The sequence below is a fragment of the Paraclostridium tenue genome, assembly GCF_039521565.1.
GTDB classification, from domain to species: Bacteria; Bacillota; Clostridia; order Peptostreptococcales; family Peptostreptococcaceae; genus Paraclostridium; species Paraclostridium tenue.
Map to the genome: position 1 here is coordinate 156,306 of NZ_BAAACP010000001.1, position 22,328 is coordinate 178,633.

Below are 22,328 nucleotides of genomic sequence, written 5' to 3' on the forward strand. Positions count from 1 at the left end.
TATGATTAAAAAAAGCCTAACGTGTAAAAAATAACGTTAGGCTTTTTATTTTGTTTCGACAATTTTATTGAAAATTTTTATACTAAGATTTATAATATAAAGGATATAAATATGCATAAGGAGTAGATAAACCTATGAATTTTAGGAAGATAAACTTAAAAGTTATAAGTATTATAACGATAATTATACTAGGTTTAATAGCTGGATATATATATATTCAAATAGGTCCATATGATAAAAATAGCAAAAAAGAAATAATAGTAAAAATACCTAATGGATCAACTTTAACAGACGTATCAAATATTTTAAAAGAAAATAAAGTTATAAAAAATAAAGTTTTATTTAAAGCAGTTAGTAAATTTAAACCAAATGAACATGGTGTTAAAGCTGGCAAGTATTTATTACGTCAAAGCTATTCAAATTCTAAGGTACTAGATATACTTTTTAGTGGTAAAACTTATAATGATGGAATAAAGGTAACAATACCAGAGGGTTCGACTTATAAAGAAGTAATAAAATACTTAACATCTAAAGGAATCGGAAATAAGGAAGTTTATGAAAAATTAATAAATAATCCTAAAGAATTCTATAGTGAATTTAAATTCTTAGATGAAAAAGATATTATAAGTTTAGAAGGTTTTTTATATCCTGATACTTATCATTTTGATAAAAATGTTACTGAAAAAGAAGTTTTATCTACTATGTTAAAAAGATTTGAAAAAATGTATACAGATAAGTTTAAAAGAGAGCAAAAAGAAAGAGGTTTAACTCTTCAACAAGTAGTTAATTTAGCATCTATAATTGAAAAAGAAGCTGTTTTAGATGAAGATAGACCTATGATTGCGAGCGTGTTCTACAATAGATTGGATGTTGATATGCCTCTGCAATCAGATGCTACTATACAATATATATTTGATGAAAGAAAAGACAGAGTTATGTATAAAGATTTAAAGATAAAATCTCCGTATAACTCCTACATTAATAAAGGATTACCGCCTACACCTATATCTAATCCAGGTGTTAAATCTATACAAGCTGTATTGAATCCAGCAAATAGTGATTATTTATATTTTGTGGCAACTATAGATGGTAAAAATAATTATAGTAAAACTTATGAAGAACATTTAAAACATGTTGAAAGTTATAAAAAAGATAGAGATAAATTAAATCAAGAAAAATCAGAAAAGTAAATAAAATATTTGTCCACAAAGGCAAAGGATTATCGCTAAAAATTTAAATTAGTATTTTATTTAAAGCGAAACTTTTGCCTTTTTTAGGGCAATCAAGGAGCTGAAAATATGAGTAATATAGTTGATGATTTAGTAGAAGATTATATAAGAAACACATTAAAAGATAAAGAAGGATTATTAAAGGAATTAGAAGATTATGCAAATGAGTATAATGTACCGATAATACATAAAGAAGTGTCAGACTTTTTAAAAGTTTTATTAAAAATGCAAAAGCCAAAGAGAATCTTAGAAGTTGGATGTGCAATAGGATACTCATCTATTTTCTTTGCAACAGTACTAAATAAAAATGTTGAAATAATAACTGTTGAAAGAAATGAAAAAATGATAGAAAAAGCTAAAGAAAATATAAAAAGAGCAGGTATGGAAGATAATATAACTATATTAGAAGGTGATGCTGAAGAACTTTTAAAAGAAGTTGAAGGAGAATTTGATATGATTTTCATAGATGCAGCTAAAGGCCAGTATAAGTTATTTTATGATATGGTAATAGATAAGTTAAAAGTAGATGGATTACTTGTATCAGATAACATTCTTTATAAAGGTATGGTAGCTCACGATAGTTATGTTATAAGAAGAAAAAAAACTATAGTAAAGAGAATGAGAAATTACTTAGATTATATATGTAATTGTGACTACTTAGATACATCAATAATTCCTATAGGAGATGGAGTTACACTTAGTTATAAAAAGAAAGTAAGAGGTGATTTAGATGCATAAAATCGAACTTTTATCATATGCTAAAGATTTGAATAATTTAAAAATAGCGTTAGAAAGTGGTGCAGATGCTGTATATATAGGTGGAGATTCTTTTGGAATTGATGCAATTAATAAAAACTTTTCAAAAGAAGATTTAGAAAGTGGAATAAATTTTGCTCATGAAAAAGGAAAAAAAGTTTATATAGCTGTAAATGTTATGCCACATAATGAAGATTTTGATAAATTACAAGAATACTTATTAAATCTTGAAAAAATAAAAGTAGACGCTATAATAGTTTCAGACCCAGGTGTACTTGCTGTAGTAAAGGAAACTATACCTAAAGTTAAAGTTCATATGGGACAGCAAGCTAATGTCACTAATTACAATAGTGCAAACTTTTGGTATGACCAAGGTATAAAAAGAATAATCATAACTAGTGAATTATCTTTTGATGAGATAAATAAAATTAGAGCCAAGACTCCGCTAGATTTAGAAATAGAAGCTTTTGTACATGGTCCTATATGTATATCTTACTCAGGAAGACGCCTTATAAGTAGTTATTTAAATGGGAAAGATAATGCTAACTATGAAAAAGATAATAAAAGGTATAATTTATTAGAAGAAAAAAGACAAGGTGAGTATTACCCAGTATATGAAGATGAAAAAGGAACATTTTTCTTTAACTCAAAAGATTTATGTATGCTAAAATATCTACCAGAATTTATAAAAGCAGGTGTAACTAGTTTAAAAATTGATGGAAGGTTACAAAGCGATGAATATTTAGAAACAGTTATAAAAGTTTATAGAGAAGCTCTAGATAAGTTTTATAAAAATCCAAACGAATATGAGTTTAATCCTAAATGGTTAGAAAATATACAATCTAAAAGTCATAGACCATTGACAAATGGATTTTATACAGGCGATTCTATGCCAGATGATTATGAATAATCTATAACTAATTATAAAAACAAATCATATAAATAAAAACTTTTAAGGAGAGAGACATATGAAAAAAGAAAAAAAGACACTTATAATAGGTATAACAGGTGGAACAGGATCAGGAAAAAGTACAGTATGTAAATCTATTAAAGAAAGTATACCAGAAGAAAATATCGCTATAATAGAACAAGATGCATATTACAAAGATCAATCTCACTTATCATTTGAAGAAAGATTAAAAACAAACTATGACCATCCTCTAGCTTTTGATAATAAATTATTAATAAAGCACTTAGATATGTTATGCAATGGAGAAACTATAGAAAAACCAATATATGATTATGAACTTCATACTAGAAATCTAGAAGAAACTATAACTACAGAAGCAAAAGATATAATTATAGTAGAAGGTATAATGATACTAGAAGATGAAGAATTAAGAAATAAATTAGATATAAAGATATATGTAGATACAGAAGACGATTTAAGAATATTAAGAAGGATACAAAGAGATATAAAAGAAAGAGGAAGAACAGTTGATTCTGTTATAGATCAATATTTAACAACTGTAAAGCCTGCACATGATCAATTTATAGAGCCATATAAAAAATATGCAGATATAATTATACCAGAAGGTGGGCAAAATGAAGTTGCTATAGATATGGTAATAGCAAGAATAAAAACACAATTACATTAATAAATAGTATTAACCCCTTAGAAATTGTCAAGAATTACAATTACTAAGGGGTGATTTTATGTCTAGAAAAAAAAGTGTAATAAAGTATACTAGTAAAAATAGGATATATTTTATATTTATAATGTGTATATTAATTTATGTTTTTTTAATATATAGATTAGTAGATATACAAATAATAAAATCTAATTATTATGAGCAATGTGCAAAAAAGCAAAGTAATTCAACTTTAAATTTAAGTTCTGGAAGAGGAATTATATATGATAGAAACAATAAAAAATTAACTGATATAAAAACAGAAAATATAATAATAATTCAAAAAGATCAAATTAGCATAAATGATAGATATATGGAACTTATACAAATGGTTACTGGGTTAAGCAGCATGGAGATATATGAAAAAATTCAAGAAAATCCACTATCTCCTATTGTTGAACTTAAAATAAAGAATATAGATGAAAATTTAAAATCTAAGTTAAAAGAAGAAAATATATTAGTAGATAAAAAAACTTATCGATATTCAGAAGAAAGTATTTTAGCTCACACTATAGGGTATATAGATAGTGATAATCAAGCTATAAGTGGAATAGAAAAAAGTCAGGATAGTATTTTAAAAGATAAAAATTTAGAATATGTAGAAGTGTTTAAGGCTGGAAGTTCTGGAAACTCTGGTAAGTCTAAAAAAATTGGAGTTTTAAATGGAAGTGTTAAAAGCAATAAAAATAAAGATGATAGACATTTAAAGCTTACAGTTGATTATGATATACAAAAAAAATTAGAGGCTCTAGTTGATAAAGAAGAAAATCCAAGTGCAGTAGTTATATCAGATATAAAAACTGGAGAAATTTTAGCTATTTCATCAAGACCTAATTATAATCAAAATTCAATTGAAGATTTTTTAAATGCATCTAATGGAGAATTACAAAATAGAGCTATTAGATATATGTATGCTCCAGGATCTGTATTTAAGATTGTAGTTTTATATGCAGCATTAGAAAATAATATAATTGATGAAAACTATACTTATACATGTACAGGATCAAAAGAAGTAAATGGTAGAAAATTAAATTGTAACAATTTAGATGGACATGGCCATTTAACACTTAAACAAGCTTTTGCTAATTCTTGTAATCCTGCTTTTTTAGATATAGCTCTAAAAGTAGGCAAAGAAAATATATTAAAAGCAGCTAAGAAGCTACATTTGGATCAAGAAGTAGGAATTGATATATATGGAGAGAAAAGCGGAAGTATACAAGATGACATAGATATAGTGAATTTATCTATAGGACAAGGAAAAATGATGTTTACACCTCTTCAAGTTAATCAAATGACTCAAGTAATTGCTAATGGTGGACTATATAAGCAATTACATATTTATGATAGCATTATTGATAATAATAAAAATATACTAAAAACTTTTAAAACTACAAAGGAAGAAGAAGTAATATCTCCTTATATTATGACTAAGATAAAAGATATGATGAATTCAGTTTCTGAAGAAGGAACAGCTAAGGAATTATCTATTTTAGAAAAAAGAAGTGGAGTTAAAACAGGAACAACTCAGGCTAAAATTAATGTAAAGAATGCAGATAAAACAATCAAAAAACAAAATATTTCTCATGGGTGGATAACAGGGTTTTACCCCCAAGAAAGTGCTAAGTATGCAATAACAGTTATAATTGAAGGAACTAAAGATTCAAGTAAATCAGCAATACCTTTATTTAAAGACATATGTGAGAACATATTAAAATAATTTTTTTATACAAGCAATTTTATCAGGCCACTTTCATATAATTTAAAATGACATGGAAGGAAGAAAGGGGTGGCCTGATTGACTATGTTAAAATCTTTTGAAAAGCCCTTAACTCCTGAAGAAGAATATAATTATCTAACTAAATTTAAATTTGAAAAAGATGAATCAGCTAAGGAAGTTTTAATTGAAAGAAACATGAGATTAGTGGCACATATAGCGAAAAAGTATAATAATTCAAATGAAGATCAAGATGATCTTATATCTATAGGAACTATAGGTCTTATAAAAGCTATAGAGACTTACAATGTAGAAAAAGGTACAAGATTAGCAACTTATGCATCTAAATGTATAGAAAATGAAATACTAATGAATATAAGAACCAATAAAAAGAACAAAGTTCAAGTTTCCTTACAAGATCCAATTGGAACTGATAAGGAAGGAAATGAGATAAGTCTAATTGATATATTAGGTACTGACATAGATCATATTTTAGATCAAGTGGAACTTAAAGTACAGATAAGTAAGCTATATGAAAAATTAGAAAATATATTAACTCCTAGAGAACGTGAGATAGTCCAGTTAAGATATGGTTTAACTACCCTTGGATATAAAACTCAAAGAGAAATAGCACAAAAATTAGATATATCTAGGTCATATGTATCTAGGATAGAAAAAAGAGCATTAAAAAAATTGAGAAAAGAATTAAAATCAGAAAAAAGCCTTAATTAAGGCTTTTTTTTATTTTTTTTAACTTAATCAAGAAATGACAAAATATTTGAAAAGCATGTGCTAATATTATTGTAAATAGTAAATAAGTAGATAAAAGGTGGGAATATATGATTAATTATACAAGTAATTTAGAAAAAATCTTGGACATAAATTTAATCATTATAGTAGCTTTACTCATAAACGGTATATATATAGGGTTTATTGAAAAATTTAAGAATATCAAATACTTAAATGTTATGTACTTTGTAGAAACTTTAATATATGTAGTGTTAATTTACAATAATAAATATATATACATATATAAATTTATATTAATTTTATACACTTTGGGCAAAATTATATTTTTATATTTATCAAAAAGAAAATTAAAATTTAGAAATCTACAGTTAGCTTTAATATTTATGTTAACTATATTAAGTTTAGTTTGTATAAGATTAAATATAAGCATATATTTTTTAATCAATATAATTATTAATTTATTTATATGCAAATTTATTATATTAAATAAATTAAAGGCTAGTTATAATAGATTAGAATATAAGAAAAAGAAAGTAACTAAATTTAATGAAAATATAAATATTATAAACAATAAAATAGAAAAAGAGAAAATAATTCAAAGTGAATATAAAGAAGAGATATTAAATATAGAAGAAGATATAAACAAAGCTATAGAAGAATCTGACATGCCTATAGTTATATTAAATGAAGAAAATAATATAATTTATTGTAATAAACATTCTTGGAATACAAAAAGTATAAATTTAAATAAAGTAAATATTTTGAAATATTTAAGTGAAAGTTTTAAAAATGGAGAAGAATGTTTAAATATGATAAGTAGTTTACAATGTAATAAATATGATTCTATAAATTTATATAGCTATGAAGATAAAGTATATAGATTTATATGTACTAAAGAAAAAAGAGAAGATAAAGAATTAAAAATATGTATCTTTAATGATATAACTCAAAGTACTTTAATCCAAAAACAAATAAAAGAAAGTGAAGAAAAATATAGAAAACTTATGGATTTATTAATAGATGGTGTCATAATTCATGATATTGAAAACATAAGTTATATTAATGACTCTGCAATTAATATATTTAATATTGATAAAAAAAGTAAAAATATAAGCTTTCAAAATATAAAAGACAAAATAGATAAATCTAGTATTAGAAAATTAAATGAAAGTTTAAATATTGTAAATAAAGGTAGCATTAAAAAATCAGTTAATAAATTTAAAACTATAGATGGAATGCATATAGAGTTTATAACTACAAAAATTGAAGTAAAAGATTCTGATGCATTATTAAGTATAGTTGTAGATATAACTGATATGGAAACTGCATTAAAGCAATTAGAAGGAAGTAAAAAAACATATCAAGCATTGGCTCAAAATTTACCAGATGGAATAATTGTTATAGATAAAGAAAGCAAAGAATATGTATATCAAAATAAATCTATGATAAAAATTCTAAAAAAAGTTAAGATGGATTCTATAAATAAATTTATAAATGATTATATCTCTAATGAATATTATGGACAAACTAAAAGATATGATATTAATAAAAATAATAGTTATCCAATAGGTATGACTATAAAAGAGATTAAAGAAGAAAATCAATTAATGGTCATAATAAGACCTTTAGAATATGAAGATAGAATTTTAGAAGCTATTAAGGAACTAGACTTGGTAAATGTCCAACATCATGTGAAAAATGAATTTTTAATCAATACATCTAAATGTCTAAAAGATCCTATAGAAAATATAATAAATATAAATAAAACATTAGAAGCGAATAAATCTAGATATAAATCTAATCATGTGGATAATTATAATAATCTTGTTAAGCGAAATTGTTATAGATTAAAAAGGTTGATAAATAATATGAATGAAGTTGTAGAAGTTGAAAATGGTTCATGTTTAACTAATTTTGTATACTGTGACATAATTAAATTTACACAAAATTTAATTAGACATACAAATGATTATTTATTTGATAAAGGTATTAGTATAAATTTCGAAACAGATATAGATTCAACTATTTTAAAAGTTGACATAGATAAGATGGAGCGTATAATACTAAATTTAATATCTAATGCTATAAAATTTAGCAATTTTAAAAATTCTATAGATGTAGAAATAACAAAGGATAAAGATTATATAAATATAAGTATAAAAGATTATGGAGTAGGTATACCAAAAGATCGATTGAGTTTTATATTTACAAAGTTTGGACAAGTAGATAAAACTTTATCTAGAAATACCGAAGGTAGTGGGATTGGATTATCTTTAGTTAAGGCTTTTGTAAATCTACATGGAGGTAATATTAATGTGGAAAGTGAAGAAGGAAAAGGAAGTAAGTTTACGATATCTTTAAAAGAAATCTTAAATATAAATGACGAAAACTTAATAGAAGTAAATAACTACAATTTGCCGATATGGGAAAAAATGCATATAGAGTTTGCTGATATATACTTTTAAAAAGTATAATCATAAATTTATAGGGGGAAGAAGTTATGGCTGATAAGTTAATATATATAATAAATTTATCGCTTTTAATATCTAGTATATTTTGTATAACTGATAATAAAAATAAAAAAAATATAAGAATTAATTTAATTATAGTTTTAATATTTTTTCTAAACTTTTTTAATTTTAAAATGTTAAGTTATATATATATACTATCTTCATTTTTTAGTTTAAATTATATTTTGATTATAAGTGATTATGATTTAAAAAAAGATAAATATAAAAATGTAAAGTTAATTAATTTGGTATTAATTATTTCAAGTATTATTATATTAAAATATAAATTCAAGTATTTAAGTTTGATTAATATATTATTAAACTCATATATATTATTAAAAATATTTTATAAAAGAATATATGAAACTACTGAAAAAGATAAACATGTGTATAAGGATTTACAAATTTTAAAAGATAAAGCCAGTAGTGATATTAAGGTTTTAAAAGATAATGAAGATGTAACTAAAGAAATATACAATACATTAAATAATAAAAAAGAAATGCTAAATATTATATTAGAACAGAATAATAAATGTGTAATAGTTATAGATAAGTATGGGTATATATCCAATGAAGATAATAGCTTTTCAAATACATGGAAAGAATATGAATTCTGTAATTATAAAATTAAGTTTTCACACTTTTTAAGTAAAAGTGTAGAAAATAGCACTGAAGTTTTATTGGATGTTCAAAAAGTATATGATATAGGAATAGAGATAAATAGAGAAGTAATTAGTAAGGATAACAGATATTTTGATTGTAAGTACACACCTTTAAAAGTTAATAATGAAACTATTGGAGTAATATGCATAATGACAGATATAACTTATAAAAAGTACTCTCAAAAGATGTTAGATTTTAACAAGATTAAATACAAAAAAACTATAGAAACTATTCCTCATACTATTGTTGTAACAAAAGGTGAAGAGATTATTTATAATAACAATAAAAATTTAGACATAGATGTATATAACGAAGATTTAAAAGATTTTATAATAAATACAAAAGTTAAAGGAAACTTTGAAGGTAATGAAAAAAACATAGGTAAAAAGTATTTAAATATAAGTAAGACAAATTTTAAAGAAAATAATATAACTAAAGAAATAGCTATAGTAAGAGATGTAACACAATATAAAACATTATTAGATAATATAGAAAATAGTTCGAAAAAATATATATCATTAGTAGATTCAATACCACAAGGTATATATATATATGATTTTGAATCTAAAAAAACTATTTATGCAAATAATGTACTTCTTAATATGTCTGGATTTGAAAATGTAGAAGAATTCAACAAAAGCAATATAATAAAAGATATATCTTGGATTTTAAATAAGTTTGGACAAGATGTCAAATTTATAAGGCATAAGATACAAAATAGAGATGGAGAAAGTATAGATGTAGAATTAGGGGGAATTACCCTGGAAATAAATAATAAAATGAAATGTATTGGAATTATGAATGATATAACTGAAAAAATTAAGGCAGAAAATATAGAAAGAGAAATTACTAAGAAAAGATTAGAATATAAACAAAAAAATCATTTTTTTATAAATATGTCTCATGAATTGAAAACACCACTTAATTTAATAATGTCATCTAATCAATTGATGGAATCTATATTTAAAGATGAAATATTTAAAAATCCTAAAGGAGAAATAGCCAAGGCTACTAAAATAGTTAAGAAGCAAAGTTATATATCTTTAAGACTTATTGAAAATATAATAACTTTAGCTAAATTAGAATCAGATTTTTATAAACCAAAATTAGATTATTATGATATTGTAAATATAGTTGAAGATATAATAATTGAAGTTAATAAGTATTCTAAAGATGATGGGATAGAGTTTATATTTGATACAGATATAGAAGAAAAAATAATAAAAATAGATCCTTATGATATAGAAAGAGTAATCTTACTATTATTTAGTAAAATAGTAAAGCAATCTAAATCTAAGAGTATTATATATGTAGAGTTTTCGAATAAAAACAATAATGTAAATATATCTATAAAAAATAAAGGTGGATATAATAAATATTCATATTTAAATAATCAATCTAAAGAAAATATAAATATGAATATTGAAGTTGCTAAATCTATAATGAAAATTTATGAAGGTTGCATAGATATTTTTGAATATGAAAAAGACATAGAAATAGTTATAAATTTAAGATCAGGAAACAAAATAAATTATGAAAATAAAAAGGAATCAATCTTAAATAAGGAAGCCATTTATGCTGAATATTCTATGATGAATGCATTATAAACTAAAGGCTATATTAAAACTTAGTATAGTAGTGATTTAAAAATTGTTATTATACTTAATTATGTTTTAATATAGCTTATTTTGTATCTAATGAAAATTAAACTATAAAATTGTATAATAAATAAAGTAAATGGCAATAAAAGTTATTAGGAGGAAAATATGGATATAAATGCAAAAACTAAATTAATATGTTTAATAGGTCATCCAATTGAACATAGTTTATCACCAGATATACACAATTATCTTTTAAATAAATACAAATTAAATATGAATTATGTATGTTTTGATGTAGAAAGAGAAAATTTAAAAGAAGCTGTAAAAGGTTTAAAAGTATTAGGGATAAAAGGATGTAATGTTACAATTCCTCATAAAGTAGATATTATGAAATATTTAGATGAAGTAGATAATAATGCTAAATTAATAGGAGCTGTAAATACAGTAAAAAACGAAAATGGGAAACTTATAGGATATAATACAGATGGAGTAGGATTTGTTAAATCCATAATAGATAAAGGATATGAGTTGAAGGATAAAAAAATTTTAATTATAGGATCAGGTGGTGCTTGTAGAAGTATTGCTATAGAATTGGCATCTAATGGTGTAAAAGAAATACAAATAAGAAATAGAAGTATAGAAAATGCAGATATTATATGTAACATAATAAACAAACATTTTAACACTAAGAGTAAATGCTCAGTAAAACCTATAAATAAACATGATTTAGAAGACATAGATATAATTATAAATACTACACCTATTGGAATGGATAAAGATAAAGACAATTGTCCTATAGATGAAGATTTAGTTATAGATAAAAAAATGCTTTTATGTGATATAGTTTATAATCCTCATGAAACTAAATTTATAGCTTGGGGTAAGAAAAATAATTTTGATATTGTATATGGCATAGATATGCTTATAAATCAGGCTATACATGGATTTTACATATGGACTAACATAAAGGCTGATGAAGCAAAAAATTTAAAATATAAATTGAAAGGTATTTAAATTGAAAGTCAAACGAAATGGATTTCTTATTTTAGAAAATGTTATAGCTTTAAGCTTAATAGGACTAATGTCATCGCTAGTTGTATGTGTTTTTTCAACTAGCATTTTTTGTATGAATAAGTCTTATAAAAGTACGGAAATGCTAAATATAGCAAAAAAGGAGATGTGTGATATAGAATATTTTATAGATAATACAGATGTAGAAGAAGAATATGTTACAAAAACAATAAAAGATTATGGAATAGATTATAAAATAAAAAAGAGTGATAAATATTATAATTGCTATAAAGTTGATGTTACTGTAAGGCATAAAGATAAAGAAATAAATTTAAATAGTTATGTGGTGAAAAATTGAGGAAAAGATTAGGTTCTGTAATGATTACAACACTTTTTTGCTTTTCTATACTAAGTGTTATATGTTTAAGTTGTTTAGATATAATACGTTCCAATAATGATATAGTAAGTGTTTATGAAGATTCATTAAGCTTACAATATGAAGTAAAAGGAGGAGTTAATTTAGCATATAGTAAAATCTTAGAAGAGGTTAATAAAGCGATAGAAATAGTAAAAGAAGATGAATATCCTAAAGATAAATATAAGGATTATTTTCTAGGAAGTAATAAAATAAATTTTATAAAATCTATAGAGACTTTAGATTCTGAAAATATAAATTTAGATGTAATTAATAATAAAATTTACATAGAAGGTGACTACATAAGATTAGATATAAGTTGTTCTAAAAGTAATAAAGAAATAAAAAAAAGTGCTAAGTGTTCATTTAAAATAAATATGAATATAGAAGATACCAATAAAAATCAGGTATATAAATACAACTATAAGGAGATATAGAATATGAAAAGAGAAGGAATGTGACTTTAATAGAGTTAGTTATAGGTATAGGAATAGCATTAATAGCTATATGTATAAGTTTCCCAAAAGACAAAGCATATAAATATCAAATAGATTCTTTTGCAAGACAGCTTGTTTCAGATATAAGGTATGTAAGAAGCATGAATATAAATGGAAATATGGATTTATATTTAGAAAATATAAAGACTTTTGATAATCCAAGATATATAATAAAAGACAATTCTAGTATAATAAAAACTGTAAACCTTCCAAAGAATTCAAGCCTATTAGCTCCAACGTCTATAATTAAATTTAAATCAGATGGAACTTTAAATTCAAAGGGAGAAACTATAATTATTAATTCAGAAAATAGAAAAATCGAGATAACAATAGTACCTTTTAGTGGAAGAGTTTTATTGAAAGAGGATAAGTATGAAAACTAAAAATGGATATTTAATTATAGAAGCTTCACTATCTATATGTATATCACTAGTGATAACTATTGGACTATATGGTTTATTATTTTCAAGTTTAAAAATTTATAAAAAAATTCATAGTAGTATAGAGATACAACAACAAGGTATTGAAATACAAAAACATATAGAAAAAGAATTGAATGAGGGTATAGAAGTAGTAAGTATTAAAACTCAAAATAATCAAGTATTAACATCGAAAAATTTTGATTTTAAAAACGTAATATCAATTAAATATAAACCTATAGATAGATTATCTAGTATGGGATTAGATGAATTATTTTTAAATAAAAAAACACAAAAAATATTTATAAAAAGACGAAATTCTATGTCAGGGTATGAAATTGGGGATTATTTAGATAATATGTATATATCGAAAGAAAAAGATGGAGAATTAATAAGTATAAAGTTAGAATTATCAAAAAATAAACAGTTAAATATTATTGAATTTAAACTATATAATAAGTATATAAATATGGGAGAGAGTATATGAAAAATGTAATTTTAATTGGATTTATGGGTAGTGGAAAAACTACTATAGGAAAAATTATAGCAGATAAAAAAAATATGAAATTTATAGATATGGACTTAGAAATTGAGAAAATAGAAAATAAAAATATTAATCAGATTTTTAGTGAAAATGGAGAAAAATATTTTAGAGAGAAAGAATCAAATTTATTAAAAGAATTATGCTTAATGGAAAATACTGTTATATCCACAGGCGGTGGCATAATAGAAAGTGAATTTAATATAGAAATTTTAAAAAAACAACTATGTGTTATATGGCTTAATGCAAATGAAAATACAATAGAAAATAACGTTAAAAATGAAATAGATAAAAGACCAAAATTAAAAGAAGATGACAATTTAAAATTATCTATAAAAAATCTTTTAAATAAACGATATGATAAATATAAAGAAACTGCGAATATAAGAGTAAATGTTAATAATAAAAATGTAGACCAAGTGGTAAGTGAGATACTTGTTTATATTTAACAAAATATGTTATTATATTAATGTAAATAAGTTTTATGAAAAAGGTTAGGTGAATGTTATAAAGATATTAATAATAAATGGACCAAACCTAAATATGTTAGGAAAAAGAGAACCTAATGTATATGGAAAAAATACTCTAGAGGATTTAGAATGTAGTATAAGAAAAACATTTAAAGACAATATTGAATTTGAATTTTTTCAAAGTAATCATGAAGGTTTTATAATAGACAAATTACATGAAGCTAATTGCAAATTTGATGGAATTGTTTTAAATCCTGGAGCATTTACTCACTATAGCTATGCTATAGCAGATGCTATAAGATCTATAAGCACAAAGGTTGTAGAGGTGCATATTTCTAATATTCATAATAGAGAAGAATTTAGGACAAAAAGTGTTACTGCAAGTGCATGTATAGGTCAAATTTCAGGTTTTGGATTTTATAGTTATATTTTAGGTATAAATTCAATAATTAATTATGAGGTGGAGTAAGTGGAAAGAAGAGTTTTAAAATTAAGAGAAGAAATGGTTAGATTAAACTTAGATGCAGTTTTGATTGAAGATTCTAAAAATAAAAGATATATATCTAATTTTACAGGTACGGCTGGGTCTATAATAATAACTAAAGAAAAAAATATATTATTTACTGATTTTAGATATACGCAACAAGCTAAAAATCAAACTATTAATTTTGATATAGTTGAGATATCTAGAACTAATCCTATAACTAATTTCTTAAAGAAAATGAATATAAAAAGATTAGGGTTTGAAGATGATAAGATGAGTTTTGCTACATATTCAAATTATAATAAAAATTTATCTGATACAGAAATGGTTCCATTAAATGGATTAATGTTGGATTTAAGAGCTGTTAAGGATGAAAAAGAACTAGAAATCATAAGACAATCTTCTAAAATTGCAGATGATGGATTTATGCATATAATGAACTTTATAAAACCGGGAATGAAGGAAAGTGAAGTAGCTTTAGAACTAGAATTTTTTATGAGAAAAAAAGGTGCTACAGGAGTGTCATTTGATTTTATAGTAGCTTCTGGTAAAAGATCATCTATGCCTCATGGAGTTGCTAGTGATAAAGTAATTGAAATAGGAGATTTTGTTACAATAGATTTTGGATGCGTATATAATGGATATTGTTCAGATATGACTAGAACTATAGTTGTAGGAAAAGCAACTGATAAGCAAAAAGAAATATACAATATAGTACTAGAGGCACAACTTAAAGTCATAGAGCATGCTAAAGCTAATATGAGTGGAATAGAACTTGACAATATCGCAAGACAATATATAATTGAAAAAGGATATGGTGATAAATTTGGTCATGGCTTAGGACACGGAATAGGCCTTGATGTACATGAACTTCCAAATGTTAATACATTAGGAGAAAAGATATTAAAGCCTAATATGGTAATAAGTGATGAGCCAGGTATATACATAGAAGATTTTGGTGGTGTAAGAATTGAAGATTTACTTATAATAACAGAAGATGGATGTGAAGTAATCAATTCATCACCAAAGGAATTAATAGAATTAGAATTTTAAAAATCGTAAAATTATGGAGGGACAAATATGGTAACAGCAGGTGATTTTAGAAAAGGTGTAACATTTGAAAAGGATGGACAACCATGTTTAATAGTTGACTTCCAACATGTTAAGCCAGGTAAAGGTGCAGCATTTGTTAGAACTAAGTACAAAAACTTAAAAACAGGAGCTATAAGAGAAGAAGCTTTCAACCCAAGTGATAAGTTTCCTAAAGCTCATATAGATACTAGACAAATGCAATACTTATACAATGATGGAGAATTATACTACTTCATGGATAACGAAACATTTGAACAAATACCACTAGATTATGAAAAGGTTGAGGATGCAATCAAATTCTTAAAAGAAAATGAAACTGCAACAATAAGATTCTACCAAGGACAACCATTCCAAGTTGAAGCTCCAAACTTTGCAGAACTTGAAATAGTTGAAACAGAACCAGGAATAAAAGGAGATACTGCAAGTAACGTTACTAAATCAGCTACAGTTGAAACTGGTGCAGTAGTTCAAGTACCTTTATTCATAAATATAGGAGATAGAATAAAGATAGATACAAGAACTGGAGAATATTTATCAAGAGTTTAATAATAACATGTATATAAAAGCTTATATATCTAATAATAGATATATGGGCTTTTAAATTTATATAAACAAAATTATGAAAGTGAGGGGTACAAATGAAACATTTATATGAAGAAGTTGCATACTTAAAAGGTCTTGCTGAAGGTCTAGAGATAAGTGAAGATACAAAAGAAGGCAAAATAATACATAAAATAGTAGATGTTTTAGAAAGTTTTGCAGATGCTATAGTAGAATTAGAAGAAGAACAAATAGAACTTATTGATTATGTTGAATCTATAGATGAAGATTTAGCAGATATAGAAGATGACATATATGAAGACGATGAAGATGATGAATTCAATTATATAGAAATGGAATGCCCAAGTTGCAATGATTTTGTAGAAATAGATGAAGATTTATTATATGATGAAGATGTTGATATTGTATGTCCTAATTGTCAATCAATAATTTTATCAGCTGATGAATTAGATTCTGATTGTGATTGTTATGACGAAAAGTAAAATTTTATAGTGTAATAAAATATAAAGCCTATGAATTCATATAAGTTTCATAGGCCTTTATATTTTATCTTTTGCAATAATTTTAGAAAAATAGTACACTATAGTCTAGAGAGATTTAAGCTGGAGGTAGTTAAATGAAAATAAAATCAAGTATATTAAGCAATATATCTAATTTCGAAGATATAATAAAATATAAATTCAAAAATAAAGAATATATATTAGAAGCTTTAACACATAGTTCATACTCTAATGAAAATAAAGCATACTCGTTTAATGAGAGATTAGAATTTTTAGGTGATTCTGTATTAGGAATAGTAATAAGTGATTACTTATTTAAAAATGAGACAAAACTCCCAGAAGGTGAGTTAACAAAATTAAGAGCCAATATAGTTTGTGAAGAGTCTTTAAGTGATGTAGCTAAGGAGATAAAACTTGGTAGACATATTCTTTTAGGTAGAGGAGAAGAAGCCACAGGGGGAAGAGAACGTTCATCTATATTAGCAGATGCTTTTGAAGCTGTTATAGCAGCTATATACTTAGATGGTGGAATAGAAGAAGCTAAAGTATTTGTTTTGGACCATATGAAAGAAATAATACAAGACTCTATAAAAGGAAGAATCTTCAGAGACTATAAGACTCATTTACAAGAAGTTGTACAAAGCCAGGGAGAAAGCAATATAACTTATAATTTAGTTGAAGAAATTGGACCAGACCATAATAAAAGATTTGTAATGCAAGTTAAGTTAAATGATGAAGTATTAGGACGTGGAGAAGGAAAGAGTAAGAAAGAAGCAGAACAATCAGCTGCAAAACAAGCATTAAGAAGGATGATGTAATATGAAAAAAAGAATAATACCTATATTTGTTCCACATAGAGGTTGTCCACATGATTGTATATTTTGTAATCAAAAAAAGATAACTGGAGTAAGTACAGATATTACTAGCGATGATGTTAGAAGAATAATTGAAGAATATTTAACTACTATAGACAAAGATGCAAGTATTGAAATAGCATTTTTTGGAGGTAGTTTTACAGCTATAGATATGGATATACAAAGAAATTTACTTTCTGTAGCGAAAGAATATGTAGACAAAAATATAGTAAGTGATATAAGAATGTCTACAAGACCAGATTGTATAAATGATGAAATATTAACTATGTTAAAAGAATATAAAGTTAGTATAATAGAACTTGGAGTACAATCATTAGATGATAGAGTTTTAATTGATAGTGTAAGAGGTCATAGTGATAAAGATGTATTTGAAAGTGCTAATCTTATAAAAAAATATGGAATAAAACTAGGGCTTCAAATGATGATAGGACTTCCATCTGATACTGAAGAAAAATGTATATATACAGCTAAAGAATTTATAAAATTAAATCCAGATTGTGTAAGGGTGTACCCTACATTAGTAGTTAAAGAGACAGGACTTGAAAAATTATTAGAAGAAAATAAATATATACCATTTACATTAAATGAAAGTATAGAAATTGTCAAAAAAGTATTAGTACTGTTTTATACAAATAACATAAATGTTATAAGAGTTGGATTACAAGCTACAGAAGATATAGCTATAGGTAAAGAAGTATTGGCTGGTCCATACCATCCAGCATATAGAGAGTTAGTTGAAAGTAAAATGTATGGAGATTATATTGAATATTTAATAAATAAATATGAGGCTAAAGAAAATATTAAAGTGTTAGTTAATAAGAAAAATGTATCTAGAATATTAGGCAATAAAAAATCTAATGTTAAAGAATTAAAAGAAAAATACGGAATTTTATTAAAAACTAAGGAAGATGATTTGGATATAGATAAATTAGGTTTTATTATAGATGATAAAAAACTCATAGAGATTAATATTAATGAGATATATAGTGTTTTAAAACAAATATATAACCTTTAGTTTTATTATTGAAGGGAGAGACAGATATTGTATTTAAAAAGATTAGAACTTAAAGGATTTAAATCTTTTCCGGCTAAAACGGATGTACTTTTTAATGAAGGTATAACTGCTATAGTTGGACCAAATGGAAGTGGTAAAAGTAATATATCAGATGCTGTAAGATGGGTATTAGGAGAACAAAGTATAAAAAGTTTAAGAGGGGATAAATTAGAAGATGTAGTTTTTGCAGGAACAGATACTAAAAAAGCTATGAATTATTGTGAAGTTGCATTAACTATAGATAACAGTGATAAAAAGTTAGACTTAGAATATAGTGAAATAACTATAAAAAGAAGAGCTTATAGAAGTGGAGAAAGTGAATTTTTCTTAAATAATAAATCATGTAGATTAAAAGATATAAAAGAACTTTTACTTGATACAGGAATAGGTAAAGATGGATATTCTATAATAGAACAAGGTAAAGTAGATGAAATACTTAGCAATAATCCTGTAAATAGAAGAAAAGTGTTCGATGAAGCTTGTGGAATTTCTAAATATAGATATAAAAAACAAGAAGCAGAGAGAAATTTGAAAAATACAAAAGAAAACCTAAATAGAATTGAAGATATATATATTGAAATAGAAAATCAACTAAAACCTTTAGAGGTTCAGCAAAAAAAAGCTATTAAATATTTAGAAATAAAAGAAAAATTAAAAACTCTTGAAGTTAATAGTTATATAAAGGAAATAGAAGATGTAGACAATCAAGTTAATGAGTCGATAAATCATAATAATTTATTATTAAACCAAATTAAAGATGTTAAAATTAAAAAAGATAAATTAGAAAACTCATTAACTAAATCTAATGAAGAAATTGTAGATATAGATGATAAGATAAATAAGACTGTTGAATATATAAACACAATAAATGGAGTAATAAATAAAAAATATTCAGAATTAAGTGTTCTTAATGAAAAGATAAAAAATTGTAATAATGATATATTAAGAAATGATAATGAAATAACTACTATAAATGAGAAATTAAATAACAATAAGATAGAATTAAGTAATTTAAATCAAAATAAAGACGATGTTTTTAATAATTTAAATGATATAAAAAATCAAATAAATGATATAGAATTACAAAATAAAAATAAAAAAGATAATATAAGCAGTTTAATTCAAGAAGTTGAAAACTTAAAAGATGAAATAATAAGTTTATTAGATTCTAAACAAAACAGTGCAAATAAATTATCTACTTTAAATGCAAATATAGAAAATATTGAAAAAAGAACTGAGACTATAAATACAGAAATAAATTACATAGAAAAAAATATATGTAGTAAAAATGAAGAAATATTAAATTATAATAAAGTTAAAGAAGAGTTTTTAAACTTAATAGAAAAATTAAGACAAGATTGTAGTGAAGTTGATAAAAATATAAGCTCTTTAAAAGAAGGGTATAAGAAAGTTGAAAGAGATATTCAACACTCTAAGTTAAAGTTAAATGAATATAATTCTAAGTTAAATATATATATAGATATGGAAAAGCACTATGAAGGATTTAATAAAGGTGTAAAAGAAATTTTAAAAAATAAAAATTTAGATGGTATATATGGAGCACTAGGACAAGTTATATCATCTTCTAAAGAATATGAAAAAGCATTAGAAGCATCACTAGGTAGTTATATGCAAAATATAATAACTAAAGATGAGAACAGCGCAAAATTAGCTATAAATTATTTAAAGAAAAATAACTTAGGAAGAGTTACATTTTTACCTTTAAATATAATTAAATCTAATAAGATAGATAAAAACTCAATAAAAAGTACTACAAAATACATAGGAATAGCTAGTGAGTTAGTCAATTTTGATAATAAATATAAAAATATAATAGAAAATATATTAGGTCGAACTATAGTTATAAGTAATATGGATGAAGCTATAAAATTTGCTAGGGAAACTAATCACAGATATAAAGTTGTGACATTAGATGGAGAAATACTAAATCCAGGAGGAGCTTTAACTGGAGGAACAATAAGGACTAATGGGAATATACTTTCAAGAAAAAGACTTATTGAAGAATTTAAAGAAAAAATCGTAACAGAGAAAAAATCTTTAGATTTATTCGATGAAAATAAATTAAAACTAAGTAATGATATTAATTTAGAGTCAGAAAAAATAGAAAACATAAAGTTAGAGTTAAGCGAAAATGATAAAAAACTAGTATTTATAAATACTAGTATAAAAAATTCAAATGATGAATTAAAAAACTTAGAAGATAATTTATCAAAATTACAAAATGAAAAGAAAGGTCTATCAGAGAATTTAGAGTATATTTTAACAAAAACAAATTCTTTAAAAGATGAGATAAGTGATATAGATAAAAAGCATATATTTAATAAAGGTGAGATTGATAAATTAAATTTAAAACTTAAAGAATTTAATGATATATATGAAGTTGATAAAAATAAATTTGATGGTTTAAATATAGAATATACTAAATTAAATCAAATTTATGAAAGTATACTAAAAGATATAGAAAGAATTGATAAAGAAAACAAATATCAATTAAGTGTATTGGAATCAGCAAAGATACAACTTAAAAACAATAAAGAGAGTAAGATTAAGTTACAAGAACAAATAAAGATAGAAACATCTGAAAAAGAAAATTTAGAAAATCAAATTATAGATGAAAATAAAAAGTTAAATTTACAAAAAGAGCAAAAAGAATCTATAAAGAAAAATAGAGACAACTTATCTATAGAATTGAAAAATATAGATAGACAGTTTATGAAAATCCAAGAAAGCTTATTTAAAGTAGAAAATAAGATAGAAAGATTAAAAACATCTCAAGAAAATTATATAGAGAAGTTAATAGAAGAATATGAGATAACTCTTGAGGAAGCAATTAAATTAAAGGATGAATCTATAGTTATAGATAAAAAAGAATTAGAATCTTTAAAAAGAGATATGAAAAATCTAGGAAATGTAAATCTTGATTCTATAAAAGAGTATGAAGAAATAAAAGAAAGATATGACTTTTATAGTGAGCAAAAGAAAGATCTAGAAGAATCTATAGATGTAATATATAAACTTATAAGAGAACTTGAAGATAATATGAAAAAAGAATTTAAGGAAAAATTCACATTAATAAATGAGAATTTTAAGTTTGTATATAAAAAGTTATTTGGTGGAGGTAATGGTGAACTTAAAATAGTAGATAAAGAAAGTATACTAGAAAGTGATATAGAAATAGTTGCACAACCACCAGGAAAGAAAATGAAAAATCTAAATCTTTTATCAGGAGGAGAAAAAGCACTTACAGCAATAAGTATATTATTTGCAATACTTTTAGCTAAACCAACTCCATTTTGTATACTAGATGAGATAGAAGCTCCATTAGATGATGCTAATATATATCGATTTGGAGAATTTTTAAAAGAATTATCTAAGGACACACAATTTATATCAATAACACATAGAAGAGGAACTATGGAGGTTGCAGATTATATATATGGAGTTACAATGCAAGAAAAAGCAATATCCAAAGTTATAAGTCTTCAATTAAAAGAAGCTAAAGAATTAACAAAAGATATAGTATAAGGAGGAAAG

21 protein-coding genes are annotated in these 22,328 nt (G+C 24.0%); all 21 read left to right on the forward strand.

Features of this window, described 5'->3' with window-relative positions; genetic code table 11:
* Positions 1 to 134 precede the first annotated feature (134 nt).
* The 21 genes from mltG (at position 135) to smc (ending at position 22,319) form a co-directional block, all read left to right on the forward strand.
* A complete protein-coding gene (gene mltG / locus ABFX13_RS00810; RefSeq protein ID WP_346041142.1) occupies positions 135 to 1,190 on the forward strand; it encodes an endolytic transglycosylase MltG in 1,056 nt (351 codons plus the stop codon).
* 108 nt (positions 1,191 to 1,298) lie between these two features.
* Entirely contained in the window at positions 1,299 to 1,967 is a 669-nt protein-coding gene (locus tag ABFX13_RS00815; protein ID WP_346041144.1) for an O-methyltransferase, read from the forward strand.
* Complete coding sequence (locus tag ABFX13_RS00820) at positions 1,960 to 2,895, forward strand: peptidase U32 family protein (RefSeq protein WP_346041146.1); 936 nt, start codon at positions 1,960 to 1,962, stop codon at positions 2,893 to 2,895. The genes ABFX13_RS00815 and ABFX13_RS00820 overlap by 8 nt, the downstream gene beginning before the upstream one ends.
* A 58-nt stretch (positions 2,896 to 2,953) precedes the next feature.
* The gene (udk, locus tag ABFX13_RS00825; RefSeq protein ID WP_346041148.1) at positions 2,954 to 3,583 is read left to right on the forward strand and encodes a uridine kinase; all 630 of its coding nucleotides are present in this window, start codon (positions 2,954 to 2,956) and stop codon (positions 3,581 to 3,583) included.
* A 58-nt stretch (positions 3,584 to 3,641) separates the two neighbouring features.
* Complete coding sequence (locus ABFX13_RS00830; RefSeq protein ID WP_346041150.1) at positions 3,642 to 5,333, forward strand: peptidoglycan D,D-transpeptidase FtsI family protein; 1,692 nt, start codon at positions 3,642 to 3,644, stop codon at positions 5,331 to 5,333.
* 84 nt (positions 5,334 to 5,417) lie between these two features.
* Positions 5,418 to 6,062, forward strand: a complete 645-nt coding sequence (gene sigK / locus ABFX13_RS00835) for an RNA polymerase sporulation sigma factor SigK (protein WP_346041466.1) — start codon at positions 5,418 to 5,420, stop codon at positions 6,060 to 6,062.
* 107 nt (positions 6,063 to 6,169) lie between these two features.
* The gene (locus tag ABFX13_RS00840; protein ID WP_346041152.1) at positions 6,170 to 8,545 is read left to right on the forward strand and encodes a PAS domain-containing sensor histidine kinase; all 2,376 of its coding nucleotides are present in this window, start codon (positions 6,170 to 6,172) and stop codon (positions 8,543 to 8,545) included.
* A 35-nt stretch (positions 8,546 to 8,580) separates the two neighbouring features.
* On the forward strand, positions 8,581 to 10,860 hold the full coding sequence (locus ABFX13_RS00845) for a sensor histidine kinase (RefSeq protein ID WP_346041154.1): 2,280 nt from the start codon (positions 8,581 to 8,583) through the stop codon (positions 10,858 to 10,860).
* A 159-nt stretch (positions 10,861 to 11,019) separates the two neighbouring features.
* Complete coding sequence (gene aroE / locus ABFX13_RS00850; protein ID WP_346041156.1) at positions 11,020 to 11,868, forward strand: shikimate dehydrogenase; 849 nt, start codon at positions 11,020 to 11,022, stop codon at positions 11,866 to 11,868.
* Between the two features lie 112 nt (positions 11,869 to 11,980).
* Complete coding sequence (locus ABFX13_RS00855) at positions 11,981 to 12,223, forward strand: hypothetical protein (RefSeq protein WP_346041158.1); 243 nt, start codon at positions 11,981 to 11,983, stop codon at positions 12,221 to 12,223.
* Positions 12,220 to 12,717, forward strand: coding sequence for a hypothetical protein (locus tag ABFX13_RS00860; protein ID WP_346041160.1), 498 nt, complete (start codon positions 12,220 to 12,222; stop codon positions 12,715 to 12,717). Before ABFX13_RS00855 ends, ABFX13_RS00860 begins: the two co-directional genes overlap by 4 nt.
* 20 nt (positions 12,718 to 12,737) lie before the next feature.
* On the forward strand, positions 12,738 to 13,160 hold the full coding sequence (locus tag ABFX13_RS00865) for a hypothetical protein (RefSeq protein ID WP_346041162.1): 423 nt from the start codon (positions 12,738 to 12,740) through the stop codon (positions 13,158 to 13,160).
* Positions 13,150 to 13,683, forward strand: coding sequence for a hypothetical protein (locus tag ABFX13_RS00870; RefSeq protein WP_346041163.1), 534 nt, complete (start codon positions 13,150 to 13,152; stop codon positions 13,681 to 13,683). Before ABFX13_RS00865 ends, ABFX13_RS00870 begins: the two co-directional genes overlap by 11 nt.
* Positions 13,680 to 14,186, forward strand: a complete 507-nt coding sequence (locus tag ABFX13_RS00875) for a shikimate kinase (RefSeq protein WP_346041165.1) — start codon at positions 13,680 to 13,682, stop codon at positions 14,184 to 14,186. Before ABFX13_RS00870 ends, ABFX13_RS00875 begins: the two co-directional genes overlap by 4 nt.
* Before the next feature lie 49 nt (positions 14,187 to 14,235).
* Positions 14,236 to 14,676, forward strand: coding sequence for a type II 3-dehydroquinate dehydratase (aroQ, locus tag ABFX13_RS00880; protein ID WP_346041167.1), 441 nt, complete (start codon positions 14,236 to 14,238; stop codon positions 14,674 to 14,676).
* Positions 14,677 to 15,744 (forward strand): M24 family metallopeptidase, encoded by a 1,068-nt coding sequence (locus ABFX13_RS00885; protein WP_346041168.1) that lies wholly within the window; start codon positions 14,677 to 14,679, stop codon positions 15,742 to 15,744. It abuts the gene before it with no gap.
* 27 nt (positions 15,745 to 15,771) lie between these two features.
* Positions 15,772 to 16,329, forward strand: a complete 558-nt coding sequence (efp, locus tag ABFX13_RS00890; RefSeq protein ID WP_147543261.1) for an elongation factor P — start codon at positions 15,772 to 15,774, stop codon at positions 16,327 to 16,329.
* A 92-nt stretch (positions 16,330 to 16,421) separates the two neighbouring features.
* Positions 16,422 to 16,826, forward strand: a complete 405-nt coding sequence (locus ABFX13_RS00895; RefSeq protein ID WP_346041171.1) for a CD1247 N-terminal domain-containing protein — start codon at positions 16,422 to 16,424, stop codon at positions 16,824 to 16,826.
* 134 nt (positions 16,827 to 16,960) lie between these two features.
* Complete coding sequence (rnc, locus tag ABFX13_RS00900) at positions 16,961 to 17,662, forward strand: ribonuclease III (RefSeq protein ID WP_346041173.1); 702 nt, start codon at positions 16,961 to 16,963, stop codon at positions 17,660 to 17,662.
* Position 17,663: 1 nt separating this feature from the next.
* Positions 17,664 to 18,734: an elongator complex protein 3 gene (locus ABFX13_RS00905; RefSeq protein WP_346041175.1), complete on the forward strand. Its 1,071-nt coding sequence runs from the start codon at positions 17,664 to 17,666 to the stop codon at positions 18,732 to 18,734.
* 27 nt (positions 18,735 to 18,761) lie between these two features.
* Complete coding sequence (gene smc, locus ABFX13_RS00910) at positions 18,762 to 22,319, forward strand: chromosome segregation protein SMC (protein ID WP_346041177.1); 3,558 nt, start codon at positions 18,762 to 18,764, stop codon at positions 22,317 to 22,319.
* The last annotated feature ends 9 nt before the right edge of the window (positions 22,320 to 22,328 follow it).

What these genes read in the sequence shown, in the direction of transcription:
- ABFX13_RS00820 (WP_346041146.1), top strand. Translation starts at nt 1,960, where the DNA reads ATGCATAAAATCGAACTTTTATCATATGCTAAAGATTTGAATAATTTA.
- udk (WP_346041148.1), top strand. Translation starts at nt 2,954, where the DNA reads ATGAAAAAAGAAAAAAAGACACTTATAATAGGTATAACAGGTGGAACA.
- ABFX13_RS00840 (WP_346041152.1), top strand. Translation starts at nt 6,170, where the DNA reads ATGATTAATTATACAAGTAATTTAGAAAAAATCTTGGACATAAATTTA.
- ABFX13_RS00855 (WP_346041158.1), top strand. Translation starts at nt 11,981, where the DNA reads ATGAATAAGTCTTATAAAAGTACGGAAATGCTAAATATAGCAAAAAAG.
- ABFX13_RS00870 (WP_346041163.1), top strand. Translation starts at nt 13,150, where the DNA reads ATGAAAACTAAAAATGGATATTTAATTATAGAAGCTTCACTATCTATA.
- ABFX13_RS00830 (WP_346041150.1), top strand. Translation starts at nt 3,642, where the DNA reads ATGTCTAGAAAAAAAAGTGTAATAAAGTATACTAGTAAAAATAGGATA.
- mltG (WP_346041142.1), top strand. Translation starts at nt 135, where the DNA reads ATGAATTTTAGGAAGATAAACTTAAAAGTTATAAGTATTATAACGATA.
- sigK (WP_346041466.1), top strand. Translation starts at nt 5,418, where the DNA reads ATGTTAAAATCTTTTGAAAAGCCCTTAACTCCTGAAGAAGAATATAAT.
- ABFX13_RS00815 (WP_346041144.1), top strand. Translation starts at nt 1,299, where the DNA reads ATGAGTAATATAGTTGATGATTTAGTAGAAGATTATATAAGAAACACA.
- efp (WP_147543261.1), top strand. Translation starts at nt 15,772, where the DNA reads ATGGTAACAGCAGGTGATTTTAGAAAAGGTGTAACATTTGAAAAGGAT.
- ABFX13_RS00895 (WP_346041171.1), top strand. Translation starts at nt 16,422, where the DNA reads ATGAAACATTTATATGAAGAAGTTGCATACTTAAAAGGTCTTGCTGAA.
- aroE (WP_346041156.1), top strand. Translation starts at nt 11,020, where the DNA reads ATGGATATAAATGCAAAAACTAAATTAATATGTTTAATAGGTCATCCA.
- ABFX13_RS00905 (WP_346041175.1), top strand. Translation starts at nt 17,664, where the DNA reads ATGAAAAAAAGAATAATACCTATATTTGTTCCACATAGAGGTTGTCCA.
- ABFX13_RS00875 (WP_346041165.1), top strand. Translation starts at nt 13,680, where the DNA reads ATGAAAAATGTAATTTTAATTGGATTTATGGGTAGTGGAAAAACTACT.
- ABFX13_RS00845 (WP_346041154.1), top strand. Translation starts at nt 8,581, where the DNA reads ATGGCTGATAAGTTAATATATATAATAAATTTATCGCTTTTAATATCT.
- rnc (WP_346041173.1), top strand. Translation starts at nt 16,961, where the DNA reads ATGAAAATAAAATCAAGTATATTAAGCAATATATCTAATTTCGAAGAT.